The organism is Anaerosporobacter mobilis DSM 15930, from assembly GCF_900142955.1.
Taxonomy (GTDB): Bacteria; Bacillota; Clostridia; order Lachnospirales; family Lachnospiraceae; genus Anaerosporobacter; species Anaerosporobacter mobilis.
The window spans coordinates 1-14,141 of sequence record NZ_FRCP01000022.1 but is presented as its reverse complement, the minus strand read 5'-3'; the positions used below and the strand labels follow the sequence as shown (position 1 = coordinate 14,141).

14 protein-coding genes and 2 pseudogenes are annotated in these 14,141 nt (G+C 37.5%); 7 read left to right on the top strand and 9 right to left on the bottom strand.

Features of this window, described 5'->3' with window-relative positions:
• Positions 1-34: 34 nt before the first annotated feature.
• The 9 genes and pseudogenes from BUB90_RS19335 to BUB90_RS19295 all read right to left on the bottom strand — a co-directional run.
• Positions 35-898, bottom strand: coding sequence for a VirB6/TrbL-like conjugal transfer protein, CD1112 family (locus BUB90_RS19335; protein ID WP_073290518.1), 864 nt, complete (start codon positions 896-898; stop codon positions 35-37).
• Positions 899-908: 10 nt separating this feature from the next.
• Entirely contained in the window at positions 909-1,121 is a 213-nt protein-coding gene (locus BUB90_RS19330) for a Maff2 family mobile element protein (protein WP_035293577.1), read from the bottom strand.
• 158 nt (positions 1,122-1,279) lie between these two features.
• On the bottom strand, positions 1,280-3,067 hold the full coding sequence (locus tag BUB90_RS19325; protein ID WP_073290516.1) for a VirD4-like conjugal transfer protein, CD1115 family: 1,788 nt from the start codon (positions 3,065-3,067) through the stop codon (positions 1,280-1,282).
• Positions 3,064-3,540, bottom strand: coding sequence for a PcfB family protein (locus tag BUB90_RS19320; RefSeq protein ID WP_073290514.1), 477 nt, complete (start codon positions 3,538-3,540; stop codon positions 3,064-3,066). Before BUB90_RS19320 ends, BUB90_RS19325 begins: the two co-directional genes overlap by 4 nt.
• Positions 3,541-3,605: 65 nt before the next feature.
• The gene (locus tag BUB90_RS19315; protein WP_073290512.1) at positions 3,606-4,517 is read right to left on the bottom strand and encodes a DUF6017 domain-containing protein; all 912 of its coding nucleotides are present in this window, start codon (positions 4,515-4,517) and stop codon (positions 3,606-3,608) included.
• A gap of 47 nt (positions 4,518-4,564) precedes the next feature.
• The gene (locus tag BUB90_RS19310; RefSeq protein WP_073290509.1) at positions 4,565-4,879 is read right to left on the bottom strand and encodes a DUF5720 family protein; all 315 of its coding nucleotides are present in this window, start codon (positions 4,877-4,879) and stop codon (positions 4,565-4,567) included.
• A gap of 15 nt (positions 4,880-4,894) precedes the next feature.
• Positions 4,895-5,824 carry a ParB/RepB/Spo0J family partition protein gene (locus BUB90_RS24550; protein ID WP_073290507.1) on the bottom strand — a complete coding sequence of 310 codons (930 nt, stop codon included), beginning with the start codon at positions 5,822-5,824 and terminating at the stop codon, positions 4,895-4,897.
• Positions 5,781-6,602 carry a ParA family protein gene (locus BUB90_RS19300; RefSeq protein ID WP_084139384.1) on the bottom strand — a complete coding sequence of 274 codons (822 nt, stop codon included), beginning with the start codon at positions 6,600-6,602 and terminating at the stop codon, positions 5,781-5,783. Before BUB90_RS19300 ends, BUB90_RS24550 begins: the two co-directional genes overlap by 44 nt.
• 75 nt (positions 6,603-6,677) lie before the next feature.
• A pseudogene (locus BUB90_RS19295) lies at positions 6,678-7,031 on the bottom strand (hypothetical protein); the annotation flags it as partial.
• Positions 7,032-7,487: 456 nt separating this feature from the next.
• On the opposite strand from BUB90_RS19295, the pseudogene BUB90_RS19290 reads away from it, so the two are divergent.
• From BUB90_RS19290 to BUB90_RS19265, 7 genes and pseudogenes are all read left to right on the top strand, one after another.
• Positions 7,488-8,275, top strand: a pseudogene (locus tag BUB90_RS19290) (ParA family protein).
• Entirely contained in the window at positions 8,268-8,966 is a 699-nt protein-coding gene (locus BUB90_RS19285) for a ParB/RepB/Spo0J family partition protein (protein ID WP_330393813.1), read from the top strand. Before BUB90_RS19290 ends, BUB90_RS19285 begins: the two are co-directional and overlap by 8 nt.
• Positions 8,903-9,166 (top strand): hypothetical protein, encoded by a 264-nt coding sequence (locus BUB90_RS24245; protein WP_330393812.1) that lies wholly within the window; start codon positions 8,903-8,905, stop codon positions 9,164-9,166. The genes BUB90_RS19285 and BUB90_RS24245 overlap by 64 nt, the downstream gene beginning before the upstream one ends.
• On the top strand, positions 9,167-10,243 hold the full coding sequence (locus tag BUB90_RS19280; RefSeq protein WP_073290503.1) for a DUF6017 domain-containing protein: 1,077 nt from the start codon (positions 9,167-9,169) through the stop codon (positions 10,241-10,243).
• 458 nt (positions 10,244-10,701) lie between these two features.
• Complete coding sequence (locus BUB90_RS19275) at positions 10,702-11,442, top strand: hypothetical protein (protein ID WP_073290501.1); 741 nt, start codon at positions 10,702-10,704, stop codon at positions 11,440-11,442.
• Positions 11,443-11,538: 96 nt separating this feature from the next.
• Positions 11,539-12,753 carry an FRG domain-containing protein gene (locus tag BUB90_RS19270; RefSeq protein WP_073290499.1) on the top strand — a complete coding sequence of 405 codons (1,215 nt, stop codon included), beginning with the start codon at positions 11,539-11,541 and terminating at the stop codon, positions 12,751-12,753.
• A gap of 816 nt (positions 12,754-13,569) precedes the next feature.
• The gene (locus tag BUB90_RS19265; RefSeq protein ID WP_073290497.1) at positions 13,570-13,920 is read left to right on the top strand and encodes a helix-turn-helix domain-containing protein; all 351 of its coding nucleotides are present in this window, start codon (positions 13,570-13,572) and stop codon (positions 13,918-13,920) included.
• The last annotated feature ends 221 nt before the right edge of the window (positions 13,921-14,141 follow it).

Genomic DNA, 14,141 nt, shown 5'->3' with positions numbered 1-14,141 from the left:
AAATTCTCCTTTCTGCCCTATGGGGCAAATTCAGTTAGTGTGCTGAAAAAATACTTTTAGCCAGTGTCCCTGTCTTAAAGAGAGAGAAGCAGAGCAGTACCGTGTACATCATACAAGTCCAAATTGCTCCGATGGGGTCACCGTCTGTTGCGATGGACTGAATAAGCACCGCATAAATGCCAACGCACACCATAATAAGAAAGCCTTGAAATGCGAGGGCAAGCAAAGCCTTGAGATAGTTTTGTCCCATATTCCATTCCTTGCTTTGCATAGTGGCGATGGGGATAGCTCCGAGAGAGGTCATAAGGTAGATTTCAAGCATTCTTCCGTACACGATAATAAAGATGCAGACGCTTAATGCCCACATGATAATCCCCATGAGAAAGCTTTGCAGATACAGTCCTAAAAGTGTGCCTATATCCATTTCAAGCAGACTTTCACGCAAGGCATCTATGGTTTCTATCCCTATGGCAGTATCGGTGAGGATTACCCCTGCCGCATTAGAAATAACCGACTGTGCCACATCAAATATCCCCATCATAATGGGAAATGTGTTTGTGACCAGTACCACGGCGATAAAGGTTTTCATCATCCACTTAAAAATGTCTGAGGGTGGGAAGTCGTGCAGATTGTTTCTGTCAATGACCATTTGTATCAGCTCGTAGCACATCACAAAGGTCAAAATTATTCCGGCTATGGGCATGATAACGGTGTCCGATAAGTTCTTAATCATAGAAAAAACACCGCCATTCCACGCTGACGGTGTTTTTCCTACATCTCCGGCAATCCTTGCTACTTCCGAATTGATGTTATCGAACAAGCCTGTTAAATTACCCATAATGCCGTCAACGAGTAGATTGGTTATCCACTCGTTGATTGCATCAAGGATAAAATCCATAAGCTACTCCTTAGAACAATCCGGAAAGAAGCGGTACAAGGGTCATGCCAATCAGTGCTACGCCACCGCCTGCCATGAGCTGCTTCATGCCTTGTGATTTTGCACCGGGGTTATCATTGCCGTAGCCCTCCAAGAGATTGATAACTCCCCAAATGCCAAGTCCTGCACCAAGAGCGATTACGAGTGTCTGCAATACGGTTACTGCCTGATTAAAAAATTCCATAGTTTTATTCTCCTTTAAATTTGTTTTTAGTTTGGTTGATAGACTTCTGCAATAAAAAACGCTGTACACTGACAGCTTTAAATCGCCACAATCATAGGCAACACCTCCTTTCCATGCGGCTGTATCTATATAAAAAGCACCACCGTAAACGGCAGTGCTTATTGCCCGTCTGAGGGCTTTGGTTCGGTTGTTTCTTCCTTGCTTATGTCATAGACCTCGTACACATCACTTCCTTTGAGCTTTAGTTTTGTGGATAAGAATTTTTCAATATCAAAAGTGTTCTTTTTATCAAAGTCGGATAGGTGCTTGTATTTCGGGTGCTTTGTGATGTCATATTTCTCACTGAAAAATGGTCGCACACCTCTAAGCTGCAAGATACATTTACCGCCGTCCATAACAGAAAGCTCGTCCATGCTCATAAGCTCTTTTCCAAGCCGCTGATAATTGATACCATAGCTGCGTTGACTGCCCCTTGTGTCGGAGGTATTGAACATATCAATGGTTTCCTTACCCAAGGTTTCGGTTAAGTCTTTGAGGGTGGTTTTCTCCTTACCGCCGAGAAAAATCATGCTGTCACAGTTGCCAATTATGGTATCTGAATTGTCCTTGTAAAGTGCCTTGAGCTGTGATTGTGCCTGCAACACAAGGCAAGCGGAGATTTCTCGGCTTCGTATTGTTGCCATTAACTTTTCCAAGTTGGGTATCTGCCCGATATTGGCACACTCATCAATTAAGCACCGCACATGAACAGGCAGCCTGCCGCCATATACATCATCTGCTTTATCGCACAGTAAATTAAAAAGCTGTGTGTAGCACATGGAAACAAGAAAATTGAATGTGGCATCGGTGTCGCTGATGATGATAAACAGGGCAGTTTTTCTGTCCCCAAGAGTATCAAGCTCAAGTTCGTCATAGGCGGTCAGCTCCCGAAGCTCTTTAATGTCAAAGGGAGCTAATCTTGCACCACAGGAAATAAGGATAGATTTTGCGGTTTTGCCTGCGGCTAATTTGTACTTCTTATATTGCCTTACAGCAAAGTGCTGTGGGTCTTTTTCCTCAAGCCTGTCAAACATCAAATCCACATTGTTCTTAAACTCCTCATCGTCCTCACGGACTTCACTGGCATTGATAAATTCAATCAGTGTTGTGAAATTCTGCTCATGCTCGGGGGCTTCATAGTAGATGTAAGCAATGAGGGCGGTGTAGAGCAAGGTTTCTGCTTTCACCCAAAAATCGTCACCTGCTTTGCCCTCGCCCTTGGTGTTGGCAATTAGGGTGGTGACGAGCTTCAAAATGTCCTTTTCACTTCTGATATAGGCAAAAGGGTTGTAGTGCATAGATTTTTTGAAATTGATGGTGTTTAGGATTTTCACCTTGTAGCCCTCACGAAGCAGCAGCTTGCCGCACTCAATGACAATTGAGCCTTTGGGGTCGGTAACAACATAGGAGCTGTGGCACTGCATAAGGTTTGGTTTCAGCCAAAACCTTGTTTTGCCCGAGCCGGAGCCGCCCACAATCAGCACATTTTTGTTTCGTGCAGTCTTGGGGTCTTTGGGGCGGTTATTCATTGTCAGCCGTTCCGTTTGGGTGAGTATTACATTATTTTTAAATGTAGGGTCTACATACGGCTCAATGTCTTTTGCATTGCCCCAACGAGCAGAACCATACTCCACACCCTTGCGGTACTTCTTGGCATTTTTGCTGCGTACATAAATTATCAGCCGTAGCAATACACCAATAGCAAGCCCAATCAGTAAATCCGTTGGATAAAAGGACGGTAGCGGTACTGCAAAGGCTTTTGAAAATCCATTGCCTAAGCTTAGTATCTTTTCTCCAAAATCAACACCGCTTGCATATCGCCACGCTTCGGGCAACTTGGTAAACAGCAGCCCCAACACAAGGTAAGGGATATTAAGAATAAGGAGATTTTTCATCTTTTTACTCATAGGCTCTGCTCCTTGTCTTTGTGTTTTACCTTTTGGATAACGGTATTTTTCGCAAGTGCCGCAAGTTTTCTAAGCTCCGCAAGCACAGATGGACGAGCCGCCTTTTTCACCATATCTGCGGTGTATTCCTTAAAAGCATTGGTAATGGCATCAGCATCTTTGCCTTTGAAAAACACCACATATTTCGGCGGTATTTCGTGCTTGTCTTTCATCACAGCAAAGTCCACACCGTATTTCTTTGCCACACGCTCAAAATCTTTGATGTTTTGGTCGGTAATTTCAATACTGGTCATGCCTTGCCCTTGCTTTGCAAGCTGTTTGACCGATTGTTTCCCCTGTGGGATAGTGGGGTGGTTTTGCTTATCTTTTAAGTGTGCAAGCAGCTTGACGATAGCTTTTTTTAACTCTCTGCCTGTAAGTTTGCTTGCACTGATAGCAAGAGCAACGGTTCTTTGCTCCACATCTTCCTGCATGAAAAATCCCTCCTTTCATTTTTGGGTATGGAAAAAGGCACTCTGCAAATTTCTTTACAAAGTGCCTAACGAGCAGGGCTGTATAAATCGTGGTTTACCAAAGCCGAATAGTAGCTGTCTATGGTAGAAGGTGCATTAAACAGTGTTGCAAGCAAATATCGCTTAATGTTCCGCACATAGGTGGTGTTTTTGTCTAAGCACTCAAACACATATTCGATATGGGATGAGGTGATTTTCAGCATCTTGTCTTTCACAAGCCTTGCAGGGTAATCCTCTCCGGCAATATTAATGGTGTCCTTGGTGGAACACAGGGTTTCGATGATGATGTCGGCTACTTCGTCCAAACGCTCACGCATACCGATTTTGCCGTACTGCTTAAAATGCTCGTACTCAATATTCTCATAGACCGTTTGCTTTATTTCTTCATAGCCATCGTATCCAATTCCATCATATCCTGTGCTTTTCGGTTGCCCGTAAGGATAGGATTGATAAGGAGTTGATGTTTCTGTATTGAATAAATCTTTTTTTGGTTTATCAATAGTTTGTAGATAAGTATTTAATTGGTGGGGTTCTTCCAAGATAGGCTCACCCTGTTTAGGGGTTTCCTGTATTGGTTTTTCCAATATTGGATTATCCAAGATTGGATTTTCCCGTTTAGGTTGCGACCCAATTGTATCAAGACTTTGCGGCTGCTCTAAAATGGTGTACTCGGTGGTGGTGAGCTGCCCTTTGTCGTTGCGTAGTCGCTTGCGAAGAACATAGCCCTGTTCCTCAAGCTCTTTTATCGTGCCGTTAATGCTGTCTATGCCGTCCTTGCAGATGTAGGCAAGCCCTTTTACTGTGTAATCCCAATCCTCGGGGAGCGACAGCATAAGGGACAGCAAGCCTTTTGCTTTAAGTGAAAGCTCTTTATTTCGTAAATGGTGGTTCGCCATAACGGTGTAATCCCTTGTTTTTTCTATTCTGCACACAGCCATTTCCTCACTTCCTTTCCTGCTACAAGTAGCTGATACAGAGGTCAGCTTCAGCGTGTACGTTCTTTGGGACGGTCATAGAAAATATTACCCTTTGAAATCTTAGCGTGTTTAAGAATTTTAATTTCTTTACGGCTTTGGCTCTCCATCGCTTTTTGATAGCCTGCATCAGTGAGGAACAGCCGCATACGCTCACCTTTATCGCCAACAGGAGAGGAATGGGAAAGCACCTCAAAGACAATCATGTGCCGTGTGTCCTTTCCAAAGCGTTCCAATGCCATAATGTCATGCCCTGCCAAAACAGGCTCACCCGACTTTTTTCGGGCTTCATCAAGCAATTCGCCTATGGTTTTATTCTTAGTCATAGTGGCAGCTCCTTTCTAACGCTCCTGCTGTTGGGTACGCTTTTTATGCCATGTTTCCAGTAATTTCAATATGGTTTCCTCCATTTTCTGCGGTGTATAGGACTTGGGGAAATACTTGCGGAGCTTATCACTGGTCAGCGTTACCTTGTCCAGTTCGCCTTTCTTTTCCTCGCTCATAATGGCACACATGGCTTCAAGGGTGCATTTGCCCTCGGCACTAAATTTTTTAAGCCGCTGTGCCTGTGAAAGAGAGGGGGTTGCCTGTTCCATATCCATTGCTTCGAGTAAATTGGTCTGTTCCTCGGGCTTTAGATAGGACAGCTCCACGGCAGGGTTAAAGGCGATTTTCTTATCGTCTACCATATCAAGAAGCTCGGGGATAAGTTCGGTAAGGCGGATAAAGCGTTGTATTTGTCTTGCACTATCGGGAGCATTTTCACTAAGAATATTAACACTTCTTAAATTGTCGCCAACTTGGCTACCATTTTCTTTTGACGGTCTGCCTGCCTTTCTCTTGATAGCATCTAACTTTAATTTATATGCAAAGGCTCGTTCACTTGGCAGGATATTTTCTCTCTGTAAATTGCTGTCCACCATAATGATAGTGGCGGCATCATCGTCAAGATTTCGGACAATAACAGGCATTGTTTCAAGCCCTGCCAGTTCGCTTGCCCTGTGCCTGCGGTGTCCTGCTACAAGCTCATAGCCGCCCTCGTCACGGGGACGAGCGATTGCAGGAACAAGCACACCATATTCCTTGATACTTTGGGCGGTGTCTGCCATTGCTTCATCGTCTTTTACCTTAAATGGGTGGTCTTTGAATGGAAATAGCTCTGTCAAGGCTATCTCCATAACCTTCTCTCTGCCTGCATCGGCTCGGCTTTCTTCAGTGGAAAACAAATCATCTACCGATGTCAGATTTATGTTTTTGGCGGAGCTTTTCAATCTTCAACACCTCCTTTGTCAGTTCTCGGTAGCTCTCGGCAACTTTGCCCTTTGGGTCATGGGCGAAAATACTCTTACCCTCGGCACTAATCTCGGCGGCTCGTACCGAATGGGGAATGTCCGTGGCAAACACCTTGATTTTACCGCCGTAGGTATCACGGAGCAGGGTGCTGATGTCCTTTGCAAAGTTGGTGCGGTTATCTACCATAGTCAGCAGAATACCGTCAATGGTTAGCTTGGGATTTATCTGCTTGCGTACCTTGTTGATGGTCTGTAAAAGCTGTTCTAAGCCCTTTGCAGGGAGATACTGAGCCTGTACAGGAATGATTACGCTGTCTGCCGCCGCCAGTGCATTGACGGTGAGCATACCAAGGGAGGGCTGCGTATCAAGCAGAATATATTGATAGTCTTTTTTCACCGTATCAAGGTACTGCTTTAGGATTGTTTCTCTGCTCATGGCATTGATGAGGGATACCTCCATGCCGGACAACTCAATATTGGCAGGGAGTAAGTCCACACCCTCGGGGTGGGATAGGATGCCCTCTTTGTGTTCCAGTGGAGTATCGGTGATGACCTTGCCCATAACGGTAGCAAGGGTGGTGGGGATATTGTCAGGCTGTGCGTGTCCTAAACTGATTGACAGTGAGCCTTGTGGGTCGCTGTCTACAATCAAGACTTTTTTGCCCTCCTGTGCAAGCCCTATGCCTAAATTGGCACAGGTGGTTGTTTTTCCGACACCGCCTTTTTGCATAGCGATGGCAATTACTTTTGCGTTCAAGTTTTGTTCCTCCTTTCGATTTTGGGCATAAAAAATTGCCCCTTATAAAATAAGAAGCAATTTTCATATTCATATTTAGTTTTGTATTACTTCAAAATAAGTTAGGGCATCTTTGATAGCAGCTACTTGAATAGGAGTGGGGTGCTTTCTTGGCTGCTTTAGTGTTTCTACTGCATTGGGAGCATCGTACATCGGTAAGCCTAAATCACGTTTTACTTCAGCGATGTATGCTGTGTGTACTTTAAAGCTGTATTTATCAAGGATATATTCCTTTATCAGCTTGTAAGTTATTCTTTGTTTTGGCTTGTATGCGTCTGCTTTTTCCACTATACTATTAAGAGGTATCATTCCAACGCTGTTTCCAAAGTCCACAGATACGTTGATATAGCTGTCTGGAGCTTTGTGGGTCTTTGGTAATACCGTTGAGACTATTGTAAGACTACAAAGGCAAACTATATAGAAATCCTTGAATTTACGCACTTTGTAAAGATTTTTCAATTTGATGGAAATGGTTCAAATTACAGAAACAAACAACTAATTGATCGTGTTAAGGTTTCAGTAGTGGTAGACCTCGTTAGTGGGATTACATGTGATAATGAAGACGAAAGTTAATTAAATAATGCTTATAAGCAGGTTATAGGGATATATGAATCATGTAAAATTGATTTGTATGTCCCTTTTTATGTATTGAAATTAATAATGATAGGAAGGAGTATTAGGGATATTTTGGGGCAAGGAAAAAGAGAGGTTCCCGATTCCCTCTCTTTACCTTGGTTGAATAACCTGTAAGAACTAAATGTTCAAAAGAAATATGTATTAGTGAAATAATTATATTGGAATTATAACAAACGCGGAATTATATGTAAATTAATGGAGGGCAAATATATGAGTAAATGTAAAGTTATTGCTATAGCAAATCAAAAGGGTGGAGTTGGTAAGACAACAACATGTGTAAATTTAGGTATTGGGTTAGCAAGAGAAGGTAGAAAGTCTTATTAATTGATGCTGATGCACAAGGCAGCTTAACAGCAAGTTTAGGATTTAAAGAGCCTGATAGTTTACAGGATACATTAACCACAGTATTATTAGCTACAATAAATGAAGACGATATTGATCCACGCAGGGGGATTCTTGCACATGATGAGAATGTTGATCTTTTACCTGCCAATATAGAGTTATCAGCACTTGAAGTTACATTAGTAAATGTTATGAGTAGAGAAACTACTCTTAAAACTTATATAGAAAGTATACGTGATCAATATGACTATATATTAATAGATTGTATGCCTTCACTTGGAATGATTACAATTAATGCCTTTGCTGCAGCGGACTCGGTACTGATCCATGTACAAGCGCAGTATTTACCTGTAAAGGGACTTCAACAATTAATTCAGACCATAGGTAAGGTTCGTAGACAAATTAACCCTAATCTTACTATTGAAGGAATATTGCTAACTATAGTAGATAGTAGAACAAATTTTGCTAAAGGGATTATCAATAAACTAGAAGAGGCCTATGGACGAAATGTGAGAATATTCGAACAATACATACCAATATCAGTGCGCGCTGCAGAGACAAGTGCAGAAGGGAAAAGTATCTACATGCATGATCCAAAATGCACGGTTGCTAGTGCATATAGTAACTTAACTAAGGAGGTATTGGAAGATGAGTAAAGTAAATAGCGCAGCCAAAGTAGAATTTCAATCCTTTGATACCTTATTTGGTGAAAATAACAATGTAGATTTCAAACTTGATGAGTCTGAGAAAGTGACAGAGGTAGAATTATCTGAATTATTCACGTTTAAAGGTCACCCATTTCGTGTTTTAGACGATGCAAAGATTGAGGAAACAGTAGATAGTATACGAAAATATGGTGTCCTAAATCCTGCTCTAGTGAGACCTAGAGCAGGGGGAGGATATGAACTGTTATCGGGACATAGAAGAAAGCGTGGTAGTGAACTAGCGGGTTTAACATCTATGCCAGTAATAATTCGAGATTTCAGTGATGATGAAGCTGTAATTATAATGGTTGATTCTAACATTCAACGTGAAGAGTTATTGTTTAGTGAGAAGGCTTTTGCTTATAAGATGAAAAGTGATGCAATGAAGCATCAAGGAAGTAAGGGTGAAAAAAATACGGCTGATAAAATTGCTGAGAATACTGGAGAGAGTGGAAGAACAATACAACGATATATTCGTTTAACATATCTTATAAATGAACTGTTGGAATTAGTAGATCAAAAGAAGCTAACATTTGGAGCGGGAGTAGATTTATCTTATCTAAAGGAAGAGGAACAAGTGTGGATATTAGAAATATCCAAGCAAACACGGCATATCCTACGCCTCAACAAGCGGAACAACTAAAACAATATAGTAGTCAAGGAAAGTTAACAGCAGACATTGTACAGTTATTATTAGAAAATCATAAGTCTGCCCCAAGAAAAGTAGTAATTAAACAAGATAGACTAGCGGGATATTTTGAAAAAGAGTATACAAGTAGACAGATTGAAGAAATAATATTTCAATTATTAGATGAATGGTCAAATAAACAACGGGGTGAATAAATGGAGAACTTAAACTTTAATTACTATTATGGCAGCCAAGCAGAGCAATTTTCTTTTTACCGAATACCAAAATTACTATTTACAGATGAATACTTTGATAAAATATCCAGTGATGCCAAGATCTTGTATGGCGTCATGTTAGATCGTATGTCCTTGTCAATGAAAAATGGGTGGGTTGATAAAGAGAATAGAGTGTATATTATATTCACAATTGATGATGTAAGAGAAATGATGCGTTGTGGGGAACAGAAAGCTGTCAAGCTATTAGCAGAGCTTGACAGTGTTAATGGTATTGGCCTTATTGAAAAAAAGCGTCAGGGTTTAGGTAAACCCAATCTAATTTATGTTAAAAATTTTGTTCGTAATATTGAACAGGGAAAAGTGCGAGAGTTCCAGAACTGTGAAAATGAGGAGTTCAAGAACAATGAAGATGAACAGTTACAGAACAGTGAAAATGCACAGTTCAAGAGTTGTGATGATGAAGAGTTAAAGAACAATGAATATTCACAGTTCAATAACTTTGAAAATCATAGTTCAAGAATTGTGAATATCACAGTTCCAGAACTGTTAAAATCACAATCTAATAATACTAATATAAATAATACTGATATTAGTAATCAATCTATATCTAATCTATCTAAAAGTGAAGTAAAAGAGATGGATATGATGGATAGGACCAGTGAAGAGGAAAAGTTGAGATCTAATACAGCACTACATTCTTCAGCAGAAGGGGGGAGTGTGTCTAAGTATATGCGATATATTAGACAACAAATTGACTACGATTGTCTTGTTGCAGATTTTGCAAAAGATGAGATAGATGAGATTGTGGATCTAATGATTGAAACTATTTGTATTAAACGTGATACGATCTGGATAGCAGGAGCAGAACAGCCATATGAACTTGTAAAGAGTAAGTTCATGAAGTTGAATGCTATGCATATCAGATATGTGATTGATTGCATGAAAGAGAATCGAACAAAGGTAAGAAATATAAAAAATTATATGCTAACGGCTTTGTTTAATGCTTCGTCGACGATAAATATGTATTATCAGGTTAAAGTGAATAATGAGAGTTAATATGGTCGCTAAATTATAACACATATTAAAGAATATTGTGTAGAAATGAAAATGATGGTTTAGGGAATAACCGCACATCGAAAATTTAATATTGATAGTTGGATAAATGTGTATATAATAAGAGTGTATACCAATTAATTTATCTACCATAGCAATAGGAGAAGCATATGTCAAACGTATCTCAAGATGCATATAAAAAAAAGGTTTAAAGATATTCTAGAATCTATATTTGGTGGTTATATCCCAGCACATTATGAGTGGTTTTCATTGTAGGATATAAATAGAATCTTATATAATTATCAAATGTAAAACTTTATCATATTCTATATCAAGATGGTGGTGGGTAATGAAACAAATCAAAAGGGATAACGAAAATTAAATAAAAAATAGTAAATTTTTATAGTTGATACTATTTTTCGACTTTTGAGATTAATATATTTCAAGGAGATAATAGGGGAATGCAAAATACAGAAAACTTAAGACCATTTGGTACTTTAGAAAAAGATAATGATATATGTTATAAAGGTAGGTGGCATCCTACAGCTGTACCTTGTTTTGAAAGTATATTAAAAGAAGGCTTACTTTCGGATATGCCAAAAAGTCTTAGAAAAAATATAGCATATAGTTTGCAATATATGCAGTATTTAGAGTTGCAACTTGATGAACTTAATTTACATAATGTTATTATTACAATGATATATAAAAACTATATAATAACAGGAACATCAATAATAGAAGGTATTTTTTGTTATCTCTTAAAATCAAGCGATTTATGGAAGCAAAAGTTATGGGAACTTGATAGTGTTATAAAATCAAATGAATATAAGCAAAATTCCATGAAATATAAGTTGGAAACATTTATTTATAAAAAAATTGATCCTGTTGATGATGAAATGAATTTTGATTCTATGATTAAAAAAATGGAGTCTAAAAATATATTAAGTTTAAATCATAAAGCATATCCATACATAAAAAAGCTGAAAAGACTAAGAAATAAGGTTCATCTTCAAATTAATGAGCATGAAGATGATACAGATTGGTTTAATTTTAACTACATTGATTACCTATGGATGAGGTATGTGCTTCATAAAGTATTAACGGACGATGCATTTAAAAATAAAAGCGGTAAATATATTGATTTCATAAAGTGCAATCATGAAGAAATTGAACAATTAAATAATGATATTAAAAGAGAATGATTAATATAGTAAATTAGTAGCATTCTAATAACTTGAGATATATGTGATATATGTATTATGTAGATTAAGGTATTTTTAACATAGGAGGCAGGCAAGTTGAATACAGAAAGAAATGCGGAAGAAATACTAAACAAACTAGAGAATAATCATGATGAAGAAATAGTTAGAGGTGCGGAAAGTGATTTTGAAAAGTGTTCTAATCTTGTTAGTCAATGTGAAGCGTGTTTAGTAAGTAATGAAATTTTTATAGTAGACAACAAGCAAATTTTTAATACTAATGTGATAGGAAAAGATGCTTCTTTAAAGAGATACAATCAATTAATTAATGAATTAAATGAGGCTGAAGATATAAGGAATCTTAGTATTAAAATAGGAGACAAAAAGCACGAGATCGACAATGAAGATGGATTTACAGTTTATTATCCTAAAATCAAAGGAAATAATAATACTTCTATTGATGTTGAAATAATTACGGGAGTAGCAGATTTTATCGAAAAAGTTCTAAGTAATCAAAAAGAGTTACATCATAAAGTATTCTATCGTGGACACGGGGATTGGAAATTCAAAATGCAACCAGGAATACATAGAACGGGAAGAGAAAAAATTTTGGAAACTGAAAGTGAAAATATTAGAGAAATTATTTCTTCATATCCACAATATTTTGGAGAATGTAAGACAGCGTTAGATTATTTATCAGTCCTACAACATAATGGTTTTCCAACTAGATTGTTAGACTTTAGTGAAAATCCTTTGGTTGCCCTATACATGGCATGTTCTACAGAATTAATCGAACATGCGGATACGATAAAAATATCAATTCCAAAAGATTATTTTAAGTTTTATGATAGCGATACTGTTAGTGTGTTAGCAAACGTCGCTTTATTTGATGATAATTTTACTGTTGATGATGGCGTAGATAAAGAAAGTTTTAATCAGCGCAAAGATGTAGAGAGGCTAGTCCATCAAATATGTAATGAAAAATCTTATTTTAAAACTCAAATTATTCCTGAGGATTTAAAAAAAATCATATTTGTAAAACCAAAACAAAATTTTGATAGAATCGCTCATCAAAGTGGCCTATTTGCTTTGTTTGGAATGGGAAAAACCAAAACAAAAATGCCCACAATAGAAATGCTAAACCCACCATGTAAAATTACTCATTATATAATACCAGCAAATTGTAAGAAAAAAATATTAGATGAGTTATCATATATTCACATAACAAGGGCAAGCATTTACTGTGATCTGGAAAATGTATCAAAATATTATTTGGAAAAATCAGAAAAAAATTTAGATGCAATCAAAAAATAAGATCATACGGAGAAGTCATTAAATATTTATTATTATATGTTTAAATTAGATGTAAAAAGGAATATACAATTTTATTATGTAGATGTTTATGTCATAACATTATAAATTGTTCCTCTTCGATTAAGTAATATGCGAGTAGTTATAAATTAAATAAAAAAACTACTAACTAATAATAGGCTAGTAGTTTTTTTGTACAAAAACTAAAACTTAAGCAAGTAAATTGATATCTATACTAGTGTAATAATTAAAATTATTAATAGAATTACAGCTAAAATAGCTGAAAAGGAAAAAGAAATAATTGAGATTATTTTCGTGATTTTGGGATTATTATGAGTGGCTTTTATTATTGAATATACTACGATTGTAATTAATTGACCAAATAACATGGGATACAAGATAGACTTCATTATAACTCACCTCTTTATTTTGATATTTAGTTGATAATATTAATACGGTGGTGGGCTATGACTCCCACTTTTCAATCACCCACGCATGATTGCAGGCTACACCGTCTTTCCACTGTTACAGCTTTACAGTCATGCACATACCGTAACAGGGAGACAATTTTATTATAAGCATATAAAACATTTATATCAAGATATTACGTAACAATTAGGTAGATAATTAGGATTTAGAGAACAAAGTACATTAAAAACTCAATATTGATAGTTGGTATGATTTATAGTATTTTTTTGTAAGACTATTATTACAATCTACAGTTTTATACATCCGCAACCGATAGTTGCGTGATATCTGGTGGTGGCAACCCAGTCATTTTTGCTAAACTATAGAAAACCAGAAAGGGGAAAGTTTAATATGAGTACTTTTGTAACATTTTATGCCATTGTGATGGTTATCAGATTTATTATCATGATTGCGTTTATTGGATTGTTCGTGCTTATTGTCCGCGCTCTTTTGAAATATATAAAATCAAAAGACGTTCGACAGGAAAAATCTGCGGTGAGAAAATCTCTTGGAGAAGCGTTGAAGGAGCATCGTACCCGTTGTAAGATGACGCAAGAGTTTGTGGCAGAAATGATTGGGGTGAGCAGACAGGCAGTATCAAAATGGGAAAGCGGAACTTCTGACCCAAGCACATCTAATTTGTTTGCAATTGCAAAGTTATATGGCATATCTGTAGAAGAATTATTGAAAGAAGTTGAATAAGCTTAATTGATTGTGTGGAACTAATTAGCATAATCCGAAAGAAAAAAACAGAATATATATTTCAAAGCTACTAGCTATCAATATGAGGTCAGTAGTTTTTTTGTATTAAAACTGATATTTGAATCTGTAAACCTTGCTAATAAAAGTCAAGTACTTTTTTGAAGTATTTATGTAGTAAAAAAGGGTAACTTTAATAGACCTCATTTACAGGAGAAGAAATG